Source organism: Providencia vermicola, assembly GCF_020381325.1.
GTDB lineage: Bacteria > Pseudomonadota > Gammaproteobacteria > Enterobacterales > Enterobacteriaceae > Providencia > Providencia vermicola.
In genome coordinates, this window is sequence record NZ_JAGSPI010000003.1 from 228,139 (window position 1) to 250,171 (window position 22,033).

Consider the following 22,033-nt stretch of genomic DNA (forward strand, 5'->3'; position numbering starts at 1 on the left):
ATTAGTCCTCCATTCCAATAATCACAATATTTGGCTGGCTGATTGTGTGATCTGGCATATTGTAGCGTTTCTCCAATACCGCCCAGTTTGTCGTGTGTTTTTTACGAAGTTCAGAAATTTCGCCAAACTCAATTGCTCCTGTCGGACAAGACTCAACACATCGTGGTAATAACCCTTCATCTAAACGCTCAGCGCACATATTGCACTTACTGGTTTTTCCTTCCGCGGGGTCAAAAACAGGGGCATGGTATGGACACGCCATGATACACATTTGGCAACCAATACATTTTTCGTGGTCTTGTACCACAATTCCATCAGGACGCTTAGTGTAGGTATCCGCTGGGCAAACTTTTAAACATTGAGGGTCATCACAGTGGTTACACGACATCGTAATAAATGCCTGTGTATTCGGTGAGTCATCATTGAACTCACGAACACGGCGCCATAAAACACCAGGAGGAGTGACATTTTCTGATTTACATGCCATAGAACAAGTACGGCAGCCATAGCAATCTTTTGTATTGATTAAAAAACCATATTGCTTAACCATGATTATGCCTCCCTTCTTACATCAACAAGCGTACTATTACAGCAATGGCCTGTTCCTAAATGTTCCACTTGGTCATTTGTCACATGGCTACTACTCCCTCCTTGCTGTTCCCACCAGCCATTGTCGAGAGAAATAACGCCCTTTTTAATGTGCGTCGTGACCACCGCTATCGCTCGATGCTCCCCTCTATCATTGAACGTTACCGCCCACTCACCATTTTTAATACCACGAATTTGCGCGTCTTCAGGGTGAATTAACACATTGGGTTGATTACGTTGTACCTCGAGTATCCATTCATTCATCCCATGACTAGAGTGAACACTGCGTGCCAACTTACGTTGCACTGCCATTAATGGATATTTTTTAGCCAGTTCTGGAGAGCCTTTCACCGACTCTTTCACTTGGTAATAAGCCACAACAGGTGAAAAATTTTTCTTTTGCCAATCCTCAATAAAAAAATGGGCTTTTTTAGTCGACGTTCTAAATACACCATCCTTGAATGGGATCCAATCACCTTCAACAGGTCTAACAGGGCCTTTTTCTAACATTTCACGCGTAATGCCAGAGCCCACAAGGCAAGCATCGATATAATGTTCAATTGGCTTATTAAACACCTCACCAAACCCGAAGCGCTCCGCTAAACGAGCAAAAATCCAATAATCAGGCTTTGCTTCCCCCACTGGCTCAACCGCTTTTTCCATCAATTGGACATATTGGCTGCGTACCCCTGCCATCAGGCTGGTATCTTCAAAAATCGTCGTCACTGGCAAAACTAAATCTGCATATAACGCCGTTGAACTCATTAAATTATCAGCAACAACAACAAAAGGAACTTTCTTCAGAGCTTCCCGTACTTTGTTGGTATTGGGTAATTGTGTCATTACCCCCATCGTCATAATCCACCAAAAATTAATGGGGTGCGGTTTTTCATTCACGATATAGTCACCGACCTTTGCCACAGGAATGGGGGGGATATTTTTTGCATTCGGAGCAGGAGGAACAATGGGGCTAAATTTAGCCATCTGCCTTGCGCCGCCTGCATCACAGACACCCGCGCCGCGTTTGCCGATATTCCCTGTGAGCAAAGCAAGATAAAACTGGCTTGCAGCCACATATGCACCATGCTCTGTACGCTGTGCTCCAGACATGTTTTGCACAATCATTGATGGCGTAATCGAGGAATAATCTCGCGCAAGACGCACGATAGTTTCGGCAGGCACATCTGTTTCTGCACTAACCCGTGCGATATCCCACTCTTTCGCTTGTCGATAAATTTGCTCAAAAACGGTGGTATAACTGAACTGGCTAGGTAATTCATGCTGAAATAATGCAGGTTTAATCCCTGCAGAATCATGGCGAACAAGTTGCTGACTAAGAATATCAAACACCAAATAGCTATCAGGGTCTTGGGCATCTTGTCTAAGTTGCTGTTGATTCGCATCCACCAAATACACAGCACCCGTGTGTGCACGAAGAAAATCCTCATCAATACGATTTTCCTCAATGATAATTTTAATCATTCCAAGTGCTAACGCTGTATCAGTTCCAGGAATAATAGGGATCCACTCATCTGCTTTTGCTGCAGTCTCATTAAATCTCGGGTCAATGACCACGAGTCGCGCACCATTTTTCCGTGCTTGATTATAGTTTTTAAAGTACGCCTGCATGGTTACCGCAGGATTATTTCCCCAACACAAAATATAACGACTATCCGCCACTGTATCTCGCGTGTCGGCGTATCGTAATCCCACCATCGGAATCATTGCCGCCGTTACCGCCGAACAACACAAAGAACCCGCTTGTTTTGTTGAGCCGCCTAGGTAATCAAAAAATGCCTTGCCCATATCATTTTTAATGGAATCCATGTTTCCTGCATGGGTAGAAATAAATAACCCTTCGTTACCATACTTAGCGATAGTTTCACGAATATTTTTTTCTATTAGATCAAGCGCTTCATCCCAGCTAATCGGTTTAAATTCTGCTTTACCTTTCTCTCCTACACGTAATAACGGCGTCGTGACACGCTGATCGTGATACACCCATTTTGTTCGACTCATTCCCCGTAAACAACATTTGACATTAAAGCCCTCTGTTGCCTGTATTTTCATCAACTTACCCTGATAGGTATATGCTGTTAAGTTGCAGTGTAAGCACTCCATTGCACACGTTGAACGGAAAGTTTTGTAGTCAGATAGCCTTAATCGTACTTTTGGCAGAGGCTGGTTATTGTTTCCCTGCGCAAAAGAACACGGTGTGATAGACGCCAACCCAACAACACCAAGTCCTTTTAGGAGTGTTCGGCGTTTTAGGCGTAATTCATTTATTGTTTTCATTATAGTAAACCTCGACATTGCTTTTAAAAGTACACTATATATATACCTTATCCACCAATAGTGAACTTGAGGCTAATCAAAATTTGCTATTATTTATAGGTACGAAATATCTACCTCTTAGTGATTAGGCAATCCATATCTTCGGTTATTAGCAGGGATCTGTGACTCATGATAAAATAGATGAACTTGTTAAAATGAGGTTTATGTATGTCTACCCTGCAAGGTGTTAATTCTGTTGATATCGCTGTAAGCATTCTGAATTTTATTGCCCAAAATGGCGGGATAGCGCGAGCTGCAGATATTTCCAAAGGTTGTGAAATATCCAAAAGCCGTTTACATAAATATTTGGTATCCCTTTGTCGTACTCAAATGCTTTATCAAGACACACAAACGAGCCGTTATGGATTAGGCCGTAACCTCACTTTTTTAGCGAATTTTGTGGAACCTGAAGGGTCTTTTATTGAGGTTATCAATAACAGCTTGGTTCAATTTCGCGATGAACAAAATGTTTCAACGGGTGTTGCATTGCGCTCTGGAAAAATGTTATCACTGGTTAAATACAACCGTAGTTTTAAAAATATCGAAATTGATTTCTTACCAAATACTCCATTGCCCACAGCCAAAAGTGCGGCGGGTCTAATCTATGCGGCTTTTGATAAGCAATTTGTATGTGATGATTATTCGCAAGATGAACTCAATAAAGTCATTAACCAAGGTTATGCGATTCGTTATGAACCCACAAAAGGGATCCCAGGAGCACAGTCTATCGCCTGCCCTGTATTTAGTCAGAGTGGGGAATTAATCGCGGCGGCCGTTACGATGGGGTTTATTGATAAAACAGAAATGGAACAGTTAGCGAACGCGCTCATTAAACAGGTAAAAACTCTCACATTATAGTGCTTTCTTATCAATTAAAAACTGACAAAAAAGCCGAGATAAACTCGGCTCATTTCTTCTATTTTACGTCAATGCGTGGCAGTTCGCCCATCTCTTTCAATTTTTTAGAAATTTCGCGGCGTTCTTTCGACAATTCTGCATTCTTGATAATATAATCATCAACACGGTCATCATAGTCGCTGCGCATATTGGCAATAATCGCCTGAATGTCTTCAATTGACATACCTGGCTTAATATATTCGCTTAAATTATCCAGTAATAAAACACGCTTCTGGTTATCACGAATTTTTTTCTCATTGTCGGTAATTTCACGACGAATTTTATTTTTGCGACGAAACATACGCACAAATTCCAGAACATTTTGGAAAGACGGCTTGTTAGCGTTGTCCATGTTTAAAACCCTCTAGTCAATATTCAAAACGCATAATCTCATTACACAATACAATCTAATCGCCTTACGTTACAAGTCAGTTTCACATATTTATTGATTTAATCTCTCGAAAAAGATCATTGGGTTATGCTTTTTCCGCCTGTATTTCTGGATTATGTTGGTTTAACTTTGTTGGTTCCTCATTAAGACTAAGCTTTATCTCATCAGTTTTATCATTTCTAAGACAAAAAACAGACAATATTGTTGTGATGACCACAAACATCCCCATAATCAAATAGGTCTGTGCAAAACCAATTTTGTCATACCCCCATCCTGCCAATGGTGATAACACACTAGCAACCACCGAACTCACACAGCTAAACCCAACCAAATAAAGTGTTGAGGACAAGCGTTTATCAAAATGGTGGCTGTTATACTTGAAGATTGCCACCAGCAAGATAGGCAACTCAACGGCGTGTAACAATTTCATCACGGATATAAGAACAGGTCCCTCGACTAAACCTGAGCCGATAATCCGTAATGCCATCACTGAGCTGGCAAATAGCAATCCATTTTTAGCCCCTATTCGGTTAACAATGAATGGCGCTAAGAACATCCCGCCAGCTTCAAGGAATACTTGCAATGAATTCAGATAACCGTACATCTCATTCCCTAATTTTTCATCTGGGAATTGATGCGAAAAATACACCATAAATTGCTGGTCATACACACTATAAATACATGTGCCTAATACAAATAGTATTAACGCCCAAAAACGTGGTAAAGCAAAAAGTTGCAATGCATCACGCAATGTAATGGCAGATGAATTACCATGTTCTAAATTATTATAGGCATCTGCATTCGCGCTTTTAAGGTTTAATAGAATGATTAAGAAAAGTACACCTGATACCGTAGCCATAATAAAATTATAGTCAGGGTCGATATTAATATTGCGCCCTGCAAAGAACGTCGCGGCCGCCCAACCAAGAGACCCCCACATTCTCGCCTTACCATATTCAAAATTACGCTGTCGACTTACACGCTCGGTGTAAGATTCAAGAACACCAATTCCTGCATGGAACGTCATGCCAATAAATAACCCGCCAACAATACTGCCAACTACTATATTCCAGTGTAATAATGTCCCAAACACCATAAAAAATGGCCCGGATGCAATCAGTAAAACTGCAATAAATAATAATAAGTTTTTGCGTAACCCTAATTTGTCTTGTAAGAAGCCGTACAAAGGCTGAGCACATAACGCCACAATTGAAATACAGGCAAAAATAAACCCTGTGTCCGCTCCTTCTAAGCCAACATACTTACGCAGCCAAATGGCGACAACTGAAAATGTAGATGACCATGTAAAAAAGAAAAAAAACAACAATGCGCTCAATGACGCATAGTATTTCCTTGCACTGCTATTCATGTTAATCACCTATTATTAATTTACTTTTGGTGAATGTTAAGGTTAACATTTTTCAATTCCCACTCAAAAGCAATTATTTTGTGATGTTAATCACCAATGTTAACGTTAACAATTAATTTATGTGATGAACATAACACTTCACGCGCTATAACCTAGCAGCATCCCTTTCTGACACACAAAAATACCTTATTGATATTCAATTTAATTTGCCTGCTATTTCAGATGGCCTTGGTTTAGCTTTGATAATAGATAGGGTATCATTGATTTATATAAAATAGTGAGTCTGAAGGTACTCCACTATCAGATTTAAATGCGCACAATTCAAACGGTGATAACGTTGCAAGATAATAAAAAACAACCCTCATTCTTTATTCATGATTACGAAACTTTTGGTAAACGCCCTGCACTTGATAGGCCCGCCCAATTTGCAGGTGTGCGCACTGATTTAGACTTTAATATTATTGAAGAACCTGAAGTGTTTTACTGCGCTCCCGCGGATGATTACTTACCGCAGCCAGAAGCTGTGATGATCACTGGTATCACCCCACAAATAGCATTGGCCCAAGGCGTTAACGAGGCGGAGTTTACTAAACGCATCCATCACGCTTTTAGTGTGCCTAACACCTGTATTATGGGCTATAACAATATTCGTTTTGATGATGAAGTCACTCGCAATATTCTCTACCGTAATTTTTACGACCCCTACGCATACAGCTGGCAACAAAATAATTCACGTTGGGATTTACTTGACCCGCTGCGAGCTTGTTTTGCGCTACGTCCTGAAGGCATTGAATGGCCTGAAAATGATGACGGTTTGCCAAGCATGCGCTTAGAGCACTTAACAAAAGCCAATGGCGTTTCCCACGAGAATGCCCATGATGCAATGTCAGACGTCATTGCAACAATAAGTATGGCAAAATTACTTAAAGCGGCTCAACCGCGTATGTTTGATTATTTTTATCAATTACGCAATAAAAACAAGGTAAGCCAACTTATTGATATTGTGGAAATAAAGCCGTTAGTACATGTCTCTGGTATGTTTGGCGCATTGCGTTCTTATGTGAGCTTAGTCGCCCCGCTTGCTTGGCATCCTGAAAACCGCAATGCCGTCATTATGTGTGATTTGTCCGCGGATATTTCGCCATTATTAACCTTAAATACCCAAGAACTACGCGAGCGTTTATATACACCTAAATCTGAACTAAACGGTGAGCTTCCCGTTCCAGTGAAATTGGTACATATCAATAAATGCCCAATTTTAGCACCTGAAAAAACATTACGTGATGAAGATACGCTACGTACCGGGTTAGATAGGGATCTTTGTCATCGCAATTTAGAGATTTTACGCAAAACCCCCGATATCCGTAATAAACTCATTGAGTTATTCAGTGAACCACAACAATTTGAAGTTTCAGATGATGTGGATGCACAAATATATAATGGATTTTTTAGTCCATCAGACCGCTCCACCATGGATATTATTCGTGAAACCCCACCACAAAACTTACCTGCATTAGACTTAAGTTTTGAAGATAAGCGGATGAAAGAACTTTTTTTCCGTTATAAAGCGCGTAATTACCCAGCAACGTTATCTTTCGAAGAACAGCAACGCTGGCTGCAGCATCGCCGTGATTATTTCAGCGAAGCTCGATTAACGGAATATATGCAACAAATACAACTCTTATTAGAAGAACATCAACATGATGAAAAGCGCTGCCAGCAATTAAAAGCGTTGGTCAATTATGCGATGGAATTAGCGAGTTAATAAAAAATGGGCAGAATAGAAACTCTCTGCCCATTTTTAGGTTTATATTAATTTAGACTAGTGTTCACCTGATTGACCACAACCACAATCCCCTTCCCAATGTTTACGCTTAGTGGTTTTTCCTAAACCTGGGTTCATTGTATTAGTCGGGTCTGCATTTTTATAGAAAGACTTTAACTGTGGTGGCGCTTTATATAAATGCCCAACGTTATGCTCTGCGGGATATTGCGCACCACGCTCATCCAATAAAGCTAACATTTTTTCTTTTAGGTCTTTCGGGTTAACCCCTTTTTTCAAAACATAGTCTTGGTGCATAACGTGGCACATAAAGTGACCGCAATACAATTTATGCACTAATAAATCTTCAATTTCAGGGGGGAGTTTTTCAAACCAATCCCTATCATTACGGCGTAATGCGATATCCAGCGGCAATACATCCTCGACATCTTTATTATGAACCGCATGGTAACGAACCGCAGAACCTGCCGCCGCGAAGCGATGTAAAAAGGCTTTCGCGCCCTCTTCTGGGGTGCATTCAAAATAGCCGCCATCTGCCTGTGCAAAATAAGATTTTAGCCAAACTTTTGCTTCATCAATTCCATCCCCTGCCATTTTTAGCATTAAATGATGCTCATAACGGTCACGAAATTCTTTCATTCGAGGTGGTAAATGAGATGGCCATAATTTGCTAAGCACCTGCATTGTACGGTCAATTAAATTAGAAGGTAAAAAAGGGACTTTATTTAATACAGCATCGATACGCCCTTTAATAGTAAAGAACATTGGCATTTTATCGGTGCCAAATTTATCAATCATTAAGAAAGTATCTTTACCGTATATTTCCGCAATATCAAAGCAGCCGCGGTGCATATATTCGCCTGCAACTGGCAGGTTTTTAAATTCACTCAAAATATATCGTCGAATATCTTCCAGTACATCTGGGTTATTTGAGCCGATATAAAAAACCTGCGTTTTTTTATCCGCTGGGAAAGTATCTAAGCGAACCGCAAATACGGCCAATTTACCCGCACACCCTGACGCTTCAAATAAGCGACGTTCATCTGCATTAAAACGCGATGGCGAATCAGCATCAACATCCCGCACACGTTCAGCATATTCATGGTCGGACGCTAATTTGTCACTCACTTGTACATCTTCACTGCTATAACCACGGTTTTGTAAGTTGGTTAAGATCTCTTCTGGCGTATTCCCTAGATCAATCCCTAAATGATTAACTAGCTCAACCTTCCCATCATCATTAACACGACCATACAACGCGAGCTCGGTATACGCAGGGCCACGGCGCACTAATGAACCACCTGAACTGTTACAAATTCCCCCAACAACGGATGCGCCAATACAGGAGGAACCAATAAGAGAGTGCGGCTCGCGTCCAAGGGGTTTGAGTATTTTTTCTAGGTCATACAAGGTGCTGCCTGGCATGGCAACCACTTGGTTAAATTCGGGAAGTACTTGAATTTGGTTTAATCGTAATGTGCTGATAATCACGATATCGCGGTCATAATCATAACCACTTGGCGTCGAGCCTTCAGTCAGGCCTGTATTTGCAGCTTGCATCAAAACAATTTTATCGGCTTCTACACAGGCTTTAAATACATGCCATTGCTCTAGCAAGGTGGTTGGAAACACAACTGCAATCGCATCTCCAGTGCCGGAGCGGAACCCTTTGCGGTAACGTTCTGTTTTGTGTGGCTCAGTGAGAATATTTTTCTTACCAACAATGTTCCTGAGTGTGAGTAATAATCGTTGATTCTCAGGTTTTTGTGCATCTTTCATGTGCGTGCCTTCTTACTCGAATTCATGTTGATTATGAGTTATGCAATATTAGTGCTAACAACAATATCACATAACATTATGATGTTAATAGGCTACACGTTTTATCTTAAAGATTTCTTAACAGGCAAAAAAATAGCGCCTTAGGCGCTATTTTTAATTTCGGACTAATTTGAACGACTTCTCAACGCAAAATATAAAAATAAATTTTATCTTTCTTGTAACTCTGTATATTCAAAATAGTTCGCGTTGTAGCAGGGCGCGGAGCCAAACGAGCATGGGGAGCATACATAAGTATGTGACCCATGTCGTTTTGAGAACGCAACGCAGCGACAGCGTGAAATATGAAGAATATACTTAGATGTCACTCATCTGCGGCATAGGCCGCTTAAACATACGCGTCAATACTGCCATATAGATTAAGCCAACAGCCGTCCAAATCAAGCCGTAAACCATTGAATCTTCTTCAATATTTAACCATAAAACGCACACTGTTAATGTACCGATAATAGGTAAAATCAAATAGTTAACAATGTTTTTGATGCCTGTCATACGGCGTTCGCGAATAAAGAACTGGCTGATCACCGAAATATTTACAAAGGTAAACGCGATTAATGCACCAAAGTTAATTAACGCGGTCGCAAAATCCATTTCAAACCAGATTGCACCTAATGCTAAAACACCGACCATTAATACGTTGTACGCTGGAGTACGCCATTTTGGGCTAACATAACCAAATACTTTCTCTGGGAATACACCATCACGACCCATTACGTACATTAAACGCGCACTTCCTGCGTGAGCAGCCATACCAGAAGCCAATACTGTTACGCATGAGAAAACCAGAATAATTGACTGGAAGAATGCCCCAGCAACAAAGCGCATAATGTCAGGCTGCGTCTCATTGATATTCTTAAAGCGTGATACGTCTGGGAAGTATTGCTGTAAGAAGAATGAAACCGTGATAAAGATAATTCCACCAATTAATGCCGTTAAGAAAATGGCGCGAGGGATCACTTTACCTGCGTTTGGCGTTTCTTCCGATAGTGAACTTAAACCATCGAAGCCTAAGAATGAGAAACAGAGTATGGTTGCCCCAGCAATCAGTGGGATCATTTCTGTCTTTTCATTGGCAAATGGGTTGAATGTCCAAATTTCTCCCGAACCTTCACCGTTAGAAACACCGTGGATCACCAGCCCTGTAAACACCGCCATCACACCGATTTGAATAATCGCAATAACCGTACTTAAATTAGCAATCACGTTGATACCACGTAAGTTTGCTGCGGTCATAACAATGACAAGGCCAACAACAAATATCGCAGGTTCCACGTTAGGGAAAATGTCTTGTAAATAAATTTTAGCCAGTAAAATGTTGATCATTGGCATAAAAATATAGGACAGCAATGATGTCCAACCCACAAGGAAACCAATGTGTGGGCTCATTGATTTTTGAGCATAGGTATACGCCGAGCCAGCAGATGGGAAGCGTTTCACCAGCTTGCCGTAGCTCAGAGCAGTAAACAGTATCGCAACCAGTGCAATAATGTATGAAGTCGGGACGTGTCCACCTGTTTTGTCCGATACCATGCCGAATGTATCAAAGATAGTCATTGGCTGGATGTATGCCAGACCGATCATCACGACTTGCACCAAGGTTAAGGTTTTCGCAAGTTGTACGCGGTTATTGGCGCCAGTTTGGTTTGGACCGATGGATAAAGGTATTGAATTATTTGGCATGTCTAAGCCCTCCCATAACTTTCGATTGCAAGCTACTTCGGCTTAATCGACAGTTACTGGGAAGACTTTGCATCTGCCTATAGGCAGAAAAAAACGTAGAAGAGGTTAGAAGAGTGTGTGCGAAGCTGCGCGGAGCTCCGTAGTCATCGATGCGGCAACGACGGCCGCTTGGCCCTGCTGCGATAGCGAAAAAGTAAGCCATAAAAGCATTCCTCAAATCGGTAGCGTAAAATGTTTGCTACACGTAAATATTAAAATTATCTCTCCGGCTCTATGTCCGGCCCCACTAGAATGAACGTTCCTAAAAACAAAAAAACCGATGCTTAAGTTTATTGAGCATCAGTTATTTTTTAGTTCGCGCATTTTGCACGCCATAACCCCAAATAGCAAGTTAAATTGTTAACAAACCGCCCTATTTCCGATGAGAAATTTTGATGGTTTATCCTATTTTGGCGAGGCAACTAATAACTGCATTTTTCCCGTCATTTTCTCACTCTAAAAAACACTTTTTATTTATTTTCACTGCTGGATTTGGTGAGATACAAAAAACCCTTTAGCGCAAACCAAAGGGTTTTAGTTAACAACAATGAATAGTTGCCTTAGAAATTATAGTTGATGCCAATATTATAACGGCGGCCTTCGAGTTCTGCGCCATAGTTTGTAGAATCAATACGGCGATCTAATACGTTATAAACACCACCAACTAAATTCGCATTTTTGTTTAATTGATAACTCGCACCTAAATCAAACAAAGCATAAGACGGTGTTCCATCGCTCATTGCTTGGCCTCGGCCTTGGAAATCTGAGGTTTTACCTCGGAAGTTCATACGAGTCCAAGTCTCCAAGTCTTCTGTAGTTTGCCAAGTTAACGTTGAGTTAGCCATATGTTTCGGCTGTTTATTCAGAGGCTTACCCTTATTTACACCACTTTTTTGTTCCGTATCAGTATAAGTATAGTTCGCCGCAAAATCTAAATTATCTAAAATGCCCCAGTTAAATGTTAATTCAACCCCGCGCATGTTCGCTTTATCGACATTTGCTCGATCACTAACTAAATTATAAACTGTACCGTTATCATAAGTGCCATCCGACTTATTACACGCTCTCAAGCCTACTTTCGAGTCTTTTTCACAACGCCTAATTTCCGTTATTTTATCTTTAAAATCAGTATTATAAAGAGTGATGCCTGCAGTAATGTTGTCTTGATTATTCCAAATAACACCAATTTCTTCTGTTACACTTTTTTCTGGCTTCAAGTTAGAATTACCATAAATAACCCCTTTACCTCTTGCAGTCACTTGACCCCAGCCATCAGATGATTGACGTAAATCTGGCGCACGATAACCTGTAGACACACCACCCTTTATAGTCCATTGCTCATCTAAGTGCCAAACACCATATAAACGAGGAGTCCAATGCGTACCATAATTTTCGTCCTTATCCATACGAAGACCGCCAGTAAGCGCAAAGTCATTGGTTATTAGCCACTCATCTTCCGCAAAGAGGGCCCAACTCCATCGTTCTAATTTATCAACACCTTCTAGATGATTACCATCATCATGAAGTTTCTCTTTACGATACTGCCCACCAATACTTAAGCTATGATCGCCAATTAAAAATACATCCTGATTACGTAAAATAAAATCTTCCGCTTTCATTTTACGGCCGGGATTTTTAGATACATCATATTGTAAATATGTATCTGTCGATACACCATCATAAATACCCGTATGAGTAAGCGCAGTATGCGTCATTTCATATTTGCTAAAATCATTTTTCCCATCTGACTCAACGGTTTTACCAATTCGATAGTCTCGATGTTGATTATCTTTTTTAAAGTCTAAATCAAAGGTATTCTTATCATCGGGTGTTAATGACAATGTTCCACCACCACTTGTCATTATTTGGCGACCAAAGCCATCAATAATTTTATCTTCGCCACGATGTGAATACTGACCATTTAATTTTAAACCTAGCAAGCCATCAATCAACGGCCCTGATGTGTAGAAACTTCCTTGCCCAGTATTACCAGACTTTTTACGCTCAGTAATTGTGGTATCGGCACGTAAACTGGTTGTCCACTCTTGCTGCACACGACGGGTGATAATATTAATTACCCCGCCCATTGCATCGGATCCATAAAGGGAGGACATTGGTCCACGTACCACTTCAATACGTTCAATTGCAGGTAATGGCGGTAACCAACCTTGCTCAATTCCTGAACCATCACTATTAGGACGTGTACTACGTGTATCGACACGTTTACCATCAATCAGGATCATGGTGTATTTTGCATCCATACCACGAATACTAATATCTGAGCTGCTGCCACCGCCTGTCACTAACACGCCAGGTACATCCTTTAGCGCATCCGTCACATCACGATAAGCTTTCGTTTCAAGTTGTTCGCGCGTCACAACAGAAATTGATGCCGGTGCATCTTCAATTTGCTGTTGATAACCTGATGCCGTTGTCACATAGATTTTATCTTTACTATCATCAGCGAATGCAGGTGACGCAGCGATGGCGGCAATAATGCTAATCGCCACTTTTCTTTTATTAAAAACAACCATTCCCAACTCTCCAAGAAATATTCTGTTTTATATATGAATTGATATGCTCAACATTGGTTTCTTTGAACCTAATAATTATGATTATTTTTATTATTTGGATAATAAATACCCATAGGAAATTTATGGTAAAAACCATTTCCTAATACAATTAAATTTCCTGTAGGTAATTAATCTTTATTAATTAATTTCTGTGAGTAAATATTTAATAATCTTTTTTATTTCTGCTCCTGTAGATTATTAAATATGCTTGCAGAATAACAAGCATATTTATTATTAATCACAAATTAACTGGCGAGTTTATCCACCAGCCCATCAATCAACACTTGCGGTACACCTTGAGAGCAGCGTTCTATGCGCCCTCTTACACCATAGACCTCAGCAAGGCTTTCTGGCGTAATCACCTCAGCAGGTTCACCTTGTGCAATTAATTTGCCTTGTTTTAACATCAATACATGTTCTGCGTGTTTCAATGCAATATTAATATCGTGAACGACCACGACAGTAATAATATTTCGGCGTTTAGTTTCTTTCGCCACTAAATCCATGACATGATATTGATAATTTAAATCCAGCGCACTCAGTGGCTCATCCAATAATAATAAGTTAGGTTGGCGAATTAACGATTGAGCCAAACCCACTAATTGTTTTTGCCCACCAGAAAGCTGGTCTAAATAACTTAATGCTAAATGTTCAATACCCAGTTGACGCAATAAGTGCATTACTTGGTCTTTATGATTTTCATTACTTAAACCGCCTGAAGCGCGCTGAGCAACAATCACCGACTCTAAAACATACAGGTGCACACCTGCAGGTAATGTTTGGGGTAAATACACCACATTTTGTGCACGCTGGGCAAAATTTTGCTGCGTAAGATCTAAGCCATCCAACAGTAATTGCCCCGTGGCTTTGTTTAACCCTGCCAATGAACGTAATAAGGTGGATTTACCGCTACCATTTGGGCCAAGCAATACAGTGATTTTGCCCCTTGGCAACACATCCGTCGTCAGGTTCTCAATCACTGCACGTTTTGGGTAGCCCGCATTAAATTGGTTAATAATCAGACCACTCATGATACGTTACCTCGATGACGTAAAATAATACTTAAGAAGAACGGTACCCCCACTAATGAGGTCACAATACCCACAGGAATAATTACACCAGGGATAATGTTCTTCGAGGCAATTGAAGCCATCGATAATATCAACGCACCAATTAATGCACTTGCAGGTAAATAAAAGCGGTGATCTTCACCAAAAATCAAACGTGCAATGTGCGGTGCAACTAAACCAATAAATGCTATCGGCCCAACAAATGCCACAGCTAACGCAGATAAAATACTGATCCGTAATAAAGTTGTCAGCCTTAAGCGACGGACATCAATACCAAAACTAATCGCTCTGTCTTCACCCAACCTTAATGCTGTTAGTTTCCAAGAGCTCATCATGGCAATCGGGAAAATCAGTGCAAAAACCAGCGCCATTACACCTAACTTCACCCATGTTGCTTTTGATAAACTTCCCATCGTCCAGAACACAAGGCCTTGTAGTGTGTCTTCTGTGGCGATAAATTGCATCATCGAAACCAATGCATTAAAGGTAAATACTAACGCGATACCAAATAAAACAACGCCTGATGTAGCAACGCGCGTCCAGCGAGTAACAGCATCCAACATTAACGCCGCTAATAAGGCAAAAATAAATGCGTTCGCTGAAATCACCCACTGGTCAGGAACGCCTGGGATCGCAATCCCCGACACAATGGCGAGCGCGGCACCAAATGCTGCTGCATTAGAAACCCCAAGTGTAAATGGGCTCGCTAATGGGTTATTCAATATGGTCTGCATTTCTGCACCCGCTAACCCCAGAGACATACCGATGACCACCGCCATCAAGGCGTAAGGTAAACGGATATCCCATACAATCACACGGGTTCCTGCATCTACAGCTTCAGGCGTCATCAAGGTTTGCCATAATCGTTCTAAGGATAGACCTGATGGCCCTAACGTAAAATCAATAACCAGTGACAATAAAATTGCCGCAATAATTACCACTATCCATGTAAAACGACGGCGCAACATATTTTGATAATGTTGTTTTACACCATCATCAGCCTGTTTAGCGGCTTGTTCCACCGCCGCTATTGGCTCGCTTGTAATACTCATTAATTCTTACCTACTCTCATTACTTTTCGCTGACCCAATATACACCAGTTGGCTCGACAGCAAGAAACTCTCTGTGCAACTCTTCCAGTGTTTTTTGTGGGTCTAGGCCTGAAAACTGCTCAGGATAGAACCACTTGGCGAAAACTTGTGTCGCAATGACGTTGTAAGGCGAATTATAGTAGTTGTGCCAGATAGCATAGTCTTGCTTATCTTTAATGGCGGATAACGAACGAATACCTTTACGATCTGTGATCTTTTTCAGGCTTTCTTTAGCATCTTGCAATGTGCTTTGTGCACCTAATTGTACACCCGCATCTTTACTGCCTGGTGCTTTTGCGCCACTTGCAATATAAATATTCGGGTCTGCGGCGATGATTTTCTCTAAATTCATAGTGCCTAATGCGCCAGGTAAAACACCTTTCGCGATATTTTTACCACCCGCTAAGTCAATAAAGTTACCCATATTGCCATCACCTGCGGTGCCACAACAATCTTCAAAGGCGCCTGCACGTAACTCAATAAAGACACTTGGCTTTTTGTCTTCTGGGATTTTTGATGTGATATCCGTGACAAGTTTTTGATTTCTTTCATAGAAATCTACATATTTGTTCGCCACTTGCTCACGGTTTAGTGCTTTACCTAATAAACGCATACTTGGTAGGGTATTTTCTAATGGGTTGTCTCTGAAATCGACAAACACAACAGGCACCCCGGCCTTTTCCAATTGATTGACTAATTCGCTGTTTTTACCTGGTCCGTGGCCTGATAAACCAAAAATAGCGATGTCTGGGTTTAAGGTTAATACTTTTTCAGAGCTGACACTGTCTGCGCTGGTATTACCAATCAATGGGATATTATCAATCGCAGGGAACTTGGCTTTATAAGCCGCATAAGTTTGTGGGTCTAATTTACGCAAATCCCCTTGCCACCCTACGATACGTTCAATCGGCTTATCGCCTTCAAGTAGAGCAACCGCACTAAATAGGCGGCCTTCACCAAGTAAAATACGGTTAACATTATCGGGTACTTCAACGGTTCGCCCTGCAATGTCAGTCACTGTTGCTGACCATGCATTCAAACTGGCACTGGCTAATAATGCTAAACCTATTCCCTTTACTACCGACCTAGCTACTGACTTCTTGGCTACCGACGACATAGTATTAAGCTCCACAATTAAACTCATTGACTTACATTTTAATGCGGTAACAATAAAGCAAATAAGAATACTTATCAATACGATTATTGATTTAATAATGGGTATAGTGAATGGAATTGTGTGAGCCACCTCGAAAAGCAAAACATTTAGATGAACTAACGGGCAAATCGTGGATTTATTACGCTATATACAAAAAAACAGCACCCTATAAAGGATGCTGTTATTCAACTCATAAATAATGACCGATTATTTATTTAAATTCTCGCGGTAGCTTGGAAAACTCATATCTTTATAGCGAATAAAGGTTGTTTTCTTGGCAATTTTGTAACCAAACCAAATGGCTAAAAAGAGTGGGAGACCAATATACGTCGCTGTAACACCAATCCAATCAATATTATCTTCTAAGAAGGCTTGGTAGTTCTGGCCCAGTGTGATTGTTAAACACAAAATAAAGGCAAAAATTGGCCCAATTGGGAAGAAACCAGAACGATATGGCAAGTCATTGAGGTCTTTACCTTGTGCGATATACCCTTTACGGAAGCGGTAATGGCTAATGGCAATCCCTAACCATGCAATGAACCCTGTCATCCCTGAGGTATTCAATAACCATAAGTAGACTGTTTGATTACCAAACATGGAACTTAAGAAGCACAGCCCCGCAACGACCGTCGTGGCTAATAATGCATAACGTGGTACGCCACCTTTTGATAACCGAGCAAAAATGCGCGGCGCTTTGCCTTCTCGCGCTAAGGTATACAACATACGGGTTGATGCATACATACCTGAGTTACCCGCAGACAATACCGCAGTTAAGATAACCGCATTCATCACTGCTGCCGCTGATAACAACCCTGCATTTTCAAATACTAAGGTAAATGGACTGACACTGATGTCTTTAACATCATTACGCAACAAGTTAGGATCAGTATAAGGAATGATCAAACTAATAATTAAGATGGCAAAGATATAGAACAACAATATACGCCAGAATACTTTACGCACCGCTTTAGGAATATTTTTAGCAGGGTCTTTTGACTCACCCGCTGCAATACCAATTAACTCAGTACCTTGGAAGGAGAACCCGACAATCATTGCGACACCGATCATGGCGGAAAAACCACCTGCAAATGGTGCATCACCGATTTCCCAGTTATGCCAACCTGCGTTTTCGGCCCCATTCATGATGCCAAAAATCATTAATACGCCCACAACGATAAAAATAATTACTGTGGTGACTTTGATCAGAGAGAACCAATATTCGGCTTCACCAAAACCTTTAACCGAAATGAAGTTCAATAAGAAAATGATAGCAAGGAAGATGGCGCTCCAGATCCAACCTGGCGTATCAGGGAACCAATAGGTCATCACCAATTGTGCTGCAACGAGGTCAACGGCGATGGTTACCGCCCAGTTGTACCAGTAGTTCCAACCTAATGCGAAACCAAAACCTTCATCAACATATTTTGCGCCATAAGTAGCGAATGAGCCTGAAACTGGCATATAGGCAGCTAATTCGCCCAAGCTAGTCATTAAGAAATAGACCATTAAGCCGATGATGGCATAAGAGAGTAGTGCCCCTCCGGGGCCTGCTTGTGCAACGGTTGCACCCGATGCCACAAATAAACCGGTACCGATAGAGCCACCGATAGCAATCATCGCAAGGTGACGCGCTTTTAATTCACGGCGCAACTTTTGTGGTCGGTCTTGCGTGATAGTATTGGTATGTTGTTCTGACATTTGTTCCCTGTATTTTATTATTCAGCCAATATCGAGTGAATTCTAGCAAAATAGGCTGTGAGAACTAAGCAACTCTTTACTGTTATAAGATACCTTCATAATTCACACAGAATTATAAGTAAAACGCGTTATCGCAAAAAAACTCAGCATAATGATGACTTTTGAATCTATAACCTTTTATTTAACAATTAGTTATTTAGGAAAGCACTTCTCCCATTGATTGTAAAACAACCAATATTCTACGACATCTACTAGTCAAACCTTCCAGAAAATCACCACGCAATTGATATTACATTTAGTGTTGTGAGGAAAACATCCTTGTTTTCATTTAACTCTATAAGCAAACGGTATGATGAAAAAGTCGACATGCATAAATGTGATATTTGCCGTAAATTCTATTTAAAGTAACCTTTTGTTTTTACACTGTATAACCCTAAATAGCCCTAAATTTCATTCTGCTCGTTTATTACGAATAACCTATTTTAAGCGATATCCTCGTACACTTTTGCAGAGTAGTCTGATTATGAAGTTCCATATATGAATGTAATCTGATTGACGTATTACTTGCATTTTTATTATGGAGAATACCATGAGTAAATTTCTACCAATTATAACATTAGCTTCCATTTTTATGGTTCAACCTGCATTAGCAGCAAAAACTGACACATACAACTGTGAAGGACAAAAAATTAGAGTGTCTTTCCCAAATGAACAGTTAGCTGTTATGTATTACAGCGACGAGCTTATTGTTTTAAAAGAAGCCGTTTCAGCTAGCGGCGCTAGATACGTTGGTGAAAACTTTCAACTGTGGTCGCAAGGAAAAAATGAGTTTAACCTAGCAACAATCTCAGAAGATGACGCGGTAAATGGAAGAGCTACAGATGACAAGGGGCGTACTTGTAAGCTGGTTAAATAAAATTTAATTATTCATTTTAAAGGCTGCTCCGCCCAGTGCGGCCTTTTTTAATCGTCGATTGCAGTAAACCGTATACATCCACTCTAACCCTCTATCGCTTTTAGCGGGTCGCTAGGCAGCAAATGAGACTACTCGAGGAGCATACATAAGTATGTGACTTGGGTAGTCGATTGAATAGCGACCGACTTGATAGACACCTTTTAGTTAGACAAAAGAGGTGGTTATGAGCAGCAAACGATATCCAGAAGAATTCAAAATTGAAGCCGTATACATTCACTCTAATCCTCTATAGCTTTTAGTGTGTCGCTAGGCGGTAAATGAGACTACCCGAGGAGCATACATAAGTATGTGACTTGGGTAGTCGATTGCAGCCAACAACGCGACACGCTAAAAGATGACGAGGATTTTTAATTACAGTAGGCTAGAAGATTAGTAATCGCATTCGAAAGATGCTTTTGACGGTGATAAATCAAATACAACGTTCTTTCTAATTGAAGTTCATCTACTTTAAGTTCAACTAGGGTACCATTTTCTAGTTGCTCAGCTATCACCCTTCTTGATAAACAGCTAATTCCCATCCCAAAACGCACTGCATGTTTAATTGCTTCTGAATTGCCCAGTTCCATTAAGATATGGAAACCTGGTAGGTGCGCAAATAGCAATTGGTCAAGCACGTCTCGCGTTCCTGAACCGCGCTCACGTAAAATCCATGGTGCATCTCTAAGTTCTTTTAATGACACCTTTTTGTTTGCTAATGGGTTTTGCGGTGAAGCAAAGACAACCAGTTCATCTTTTAACCAAGGCTTCGAAATCAATTCAGGGCTATGACAAACCCCTTCGATGAGCCCCACATCCGCTCGAAATTCCATTACCGCTTTAATAACTTCTTCAGTATTACTAATAAAAAGCTCTAGAGGGATATCAGGATGGTCATGGCGGTAACCCGCTAAAATCTCTGGCAACATGTAGTTACCAATAGTGGTACTCGCAGCCAAGCGCACTGCGCCCATCTCTTTCTTGAATAATTGCTCAACTTCTGCCCCTTGCTCTAATAAAGCTAATGCTTTGGGATAAAGAAGTCTTCCATGCTCGTTTGTAACAAGTCGTTTACCTACACGGTCAAAAAGCTGAACGCCAAGTTGACCTTCTAAATCCGTTAGCGACGCGCTGACCGCAGATTGAGACAGCGCTAATAATTGAGATGCCTGCGTCGTGGAGCCACTTTTCAATACTTCTGTAAAAACCTCAAGTTGCCTAAGTGTTATTCGCATAAAGGTCGCCCCAACGTGTTTTTAGTCGTTGTAATAATATTGTTAATATTAATGATTTATTAGCAATATTCCAGAAGAAACTTATAATCACTTTTTTTGATAGATTATATACAAACAATCAATTTAAATTATTATGCTTTTCATTATATGCTTATTACCAAATCATATAAGCAGCAATAAAGAGCATTATCATGGATAAAAGCGACATTCACACCCTAAATCAAAATAGCTTTCACCCTGTTTTGAAATTATTACCAGGGCTCTTATTAGCAGGTATTTTAACGGCTATCGCCATCTACCTTGGTGACCAATCATGGTTTATGGATATCGGTCTGGGTGCGTTAACACTCGCCATTTTATTAGGGATTGTTGTAGGTAACACCTTTTACCCAACAGCAAGTAAATCTTGTGATACCGGAGTCAAATTCGCCAAACACTATTTTTTACGTGCAGGGATCATCCTTTATGGCTTTCGTTTAACATTCCAACAAATTACTGATGTCGGTGCCACTGGCGTTCTTATTGATGCATTGACCCTAACATCTACCTTCTTATTAGCCTACTGGCTAGGAAAGAAAGTTTTTGGTTTAGATGATGAAACAACCATTTTGATAGGCGCAGGCAGCAGTATTTGCGGTGCAGCAGCGGTTATGGCAACAGAGCCTGTTGTGAAAGCGTCAGCTAGTAAAGTCGCTGTTGCGGTTTCTACTGTCGTCATTTTCGGCACAATTTGTATCTTTGTTTACCCTTGGATTTACCAATTAAATACACACTTTGGTTGGTTCCCTGCGAACCAAGAAACATTCGGCATTTATATTGGCTCAACAGTGCATGAAGTCGCGCAAGTGGTTGCCGCGGGTCATACTATTGGGACTGATGCAGAAAATGCGTCAGTTATCGCAAAAATGATTAGAGTTATGATGCTTGCACCATTCTTAATTATTTTATCTGCATTTTTAAGCCGCAAAGCAGCAGCCAAAAGCGGCAATTCAACAGAAAAAAGCAAAATTACCATCCCTTGGTTCGCAGTGTTCTTTATCTTAGTGGCAGGGTTTAACTCATTACATTTACTACCACAAGCATTAGTCCAACAAATCATTGCGTTAGATACGGTTTTACTTGCTATGGCCATGGTGGCATTAGGTTTAACCACCCATGTAAGCGCAATTCGACAAGCAGGTATTAAACCATTATTAATGGCACTGATTTTATTTGCTTGGTTAATCATTGGTGGTTTATTAATTAATCTGCTGATACAAAATATCTTTTAATGTGTGCCTCCGACTTTAGCCGCTTTATTAAGCGGCTTTTTTGTTGATTTCATTTATGCGCTTATTAATG

16 protein-coding genes are annotated in these 22,033 nt (G+C 40.7%); 4 read left to right on the forward strand and 12 right to left on the reverse strand.

What is annotated here, in order from left to right; genetic code table 11:
- Position 1: 1 nt before the first annotated feature.
- Both KDJ85_RS05815 and KDJ85_RS05820 read right to left on the reverse strand, forming a co-directional pair.
- A complete protein-coding gene (locus tag KDJ85_RS05815) occupies positions 2 to 550 on the reverse strand; it encodes a 4Fe-4S dicluster domain-containing protein (protein ID WP_225818851.1) in 549 nt (182 codons plus the stop codon).
- A gap of 2 nt (positions 551 to 552) precedes the next feature.
- Positions 553 to 2,883 carry a molybdopterin-containing oxidoreductase family protein gene (locus KDJ85_RS05820; RefSeq protein ID WP_225818852.1) on the reverse strand — a complete coding sequence of 777 codons (2,331 nt, stop codon included), beginning with the start codon at positions 2,881 to 2,883 and terminating at the stop codon, positions 553 to 555.
- Positions 2,884 to 3,090: 207 nt separating this feature from the next.
- Here KDJ85_RS05820 and KDJ85_RS05825 point away from each other — a divergent pair, with 207 nt between their 5' ends.
- Complete coding sequence (locus tag KDJ85_RS05825) at positions 3,091 to 3,780, forward strand: helix-turn-helix domain-containing protein (RefSeq protein WP_225818853.1); 690 nt, start codon at positions 3,091 to 3,093, stop codon at positions 3,778 to 3,780.
- Between the two features lie 58 nt (positions 3,781 to 3,838).
- On the opposite strand, the gene tmaR is transcribed toward KDJ85_RS05825, so the two are convergent.
- Together tmaR and KDJ85_RS05835 are read right to left on the reverse strand one after the other, a co-directional pair.
- Positions 3,839 to 4,171, reverse strand: coding sequence for a PTS system regulator TmaR (gene tmaR / locus KDJ85_RS05830; protein WP_004253179.1), 333 nt, complete (start codon positions 4,169 to 4,171; stop codon positions 3,839 to 3,841).
- 124 nt (positions 4,172 to 4,295) lie between these two features.
- Complete coding sequence (locus KDJ85_RS05835; protein ID WP_225818854.1) at positions 4,296 to 5,579, reverse strand: MFS transporter; 1,284 nt, start codon at positions 5,577 to 5,579, stop codon at positions 4,296 to 4,298.
- A 337-nt stretch (positions 5,580 to 5,916) separates the two neighbouring features.
- Between KDJ85_RS05835 and sbcB the strand changes: the two genes are divergently transcribed.
- Positions 5,917 to 7,344, forward strand: coding sequence for an exodeoxyribonuclease I (gene sbcB, locus KDJ85_RS05840; RefSeq protein WP_225818855.1), 1,428 nt, complete (start codon positions 5,917 to 5,919; stop codon positions 7,342 to 7,344).
- 57 nt (positions 7,345 to 7,401) lie between these two features.
- Here sbcB and dld read toward each other — a convergent pair whose 3' ends face one another.
- The 7 genes from dld to KDJ85_RS05880 all read right to left on the reverse strand — a co-directional run bounded on the left by dld (position 7,402) and on the right by KDJ85_RS05880 (position 18,505).
- On the reverse strand, positions 7,402 to 9,141 hold the full coding sequence (gene dld / locus KDJ85_RS05845) for a D-lactate dehydrogenase (RefSeq protein WP_206082270.1): 1,740 nt from the start codon (positions 9,139 to 9,141) through the stop codon (positions 7,402 to 7,404).
- Positions 9,142 to 9,495: 354 nt separating this feature from the next.
- The gene (locus tag KDJ85_RS05850) at positions 9,496 to 10,878 is read right to left on the reverse strand and encodes an APC family permease (protein ID WP_206082271.1); all 1,383 of its coding nucleotides are present in this window, start codon (positions 10,876 to 10,878) and stop codon (positions 9,496 to 9,498) included.
- A 599-nt stretch (positions 10,879 to 11,477) separates the two neighbouring features.
- Positions 11,478 to 13,451, reverse strand: a complete 1,974-nt coding sequence (locus tag KDJ85_RS05860) for a ligand-gated channel protein (RefSeq protein WP_225818856.1) — start codon at positions 13,449 to 13,451, stop codon at positions 11,478 to 11,480.
- 284 nt (positions 13,452 to 13,735) lie between these two features.
- Positions 13,736 to 14,524, reverse strand: coding sequence for an ABC transporter ATP-binding protein (locus KDJ85_RS05865; protein WP_225818980.1), 789 nt, complete (start codon positions 14,522 to 14,524; stop codon positions 13,736 to 13,738).
- On the reverse strand, positions 14,518 to 15,612 hold the full coding sequence (locus KDJ85_RS05870) for a FecCD family ABC transporter permease (protein ID WP_206082273.1): 1,095 nt from the start codon (positions 15,610 to 15,612) through the stop codon (positions 14,518 to 14,520). Before KDJ85_RS05870 ends, KDJ85_RS05865 begins: the two co-directional genes overlap by 7 nt.
- Positions 15,613 to 15,631: 19 nt before the next feature.
- Complete coding sequence (locus tag KDJ85_RS05875) at positions 15,632 to 16,768, reverse strand: ABC transporter substrate-binding protein (protein WP_225818857.1); 1,137 nt, start codon at positions 16,766 to 16,768, stop codon at positions 15,632 to 15,634.
- A 246-nt stretch (positions 16,769 to 17,014) separates the two neighbouring features.
- Positions 17,015 to 18,505 (reverse strand): amino acid permease, encoded by a 1,491-nt coding sequence (locus KDJ85_RS05880; protein ID WP_225818858.1) that lies wholly within the window; start codon positions 18,503 to 18,505, stop codon positions 17,015 to 17,017.
- Between the two features lie 589 nt (positions 18,506 to 19,094).
- Here KDJ85_RS05880 and KDJ85_RS05885 point away from each other — a divergent pair.
- Positions 19,095 to 19,421, forward strand: a complete 327-nt coding sequence (locus KDJ85_RS05885; protein ID WP_225818859.1) for an MliC family protein — start codon at positions 19,095 to 19,097, stop codon at positions 19,419 to 19,421.
- A 407-nt stretch (positions 19,422 to 19,828) separates the two neighbouring features.
- Here the strand turns inward: KDJ85_RS05885 and yieE are convergent, their stop codons facing one another.
- Positions 19,829 to 20,692 carry a DNA-binding transcriptional regulator YeiE gene (yieE, locus tag KDJ85_RS05890; protein WP_225818860.1) on the reverse strand — a complete coding sequence of 288 codons (864 nt, stop codon included), beginning with the start codon at positions 20,690 to 20,692 and terminating at the stop codon, positions 19,829 to 19,831.
- Between the two features lie 191 nt (positions 20,693 to 20,883).
- Between yieE and KDJ85_RS05895 the strand changes: the two genes are divergently transcribed.
- Positions 20,884 to 21,963 (forward strand): YeiH family protein, encoded by a 1,080-nt coding sequence (locus KDJ85_RS05895; protein ID WP_225818861.1) that lies wholly within the window; start codon positions 20,884 to 20,886, stop codon positions 21,961 to 21,963.
- Positions 21,964 to 22,033: the final 70 nt, after the last annotated feature.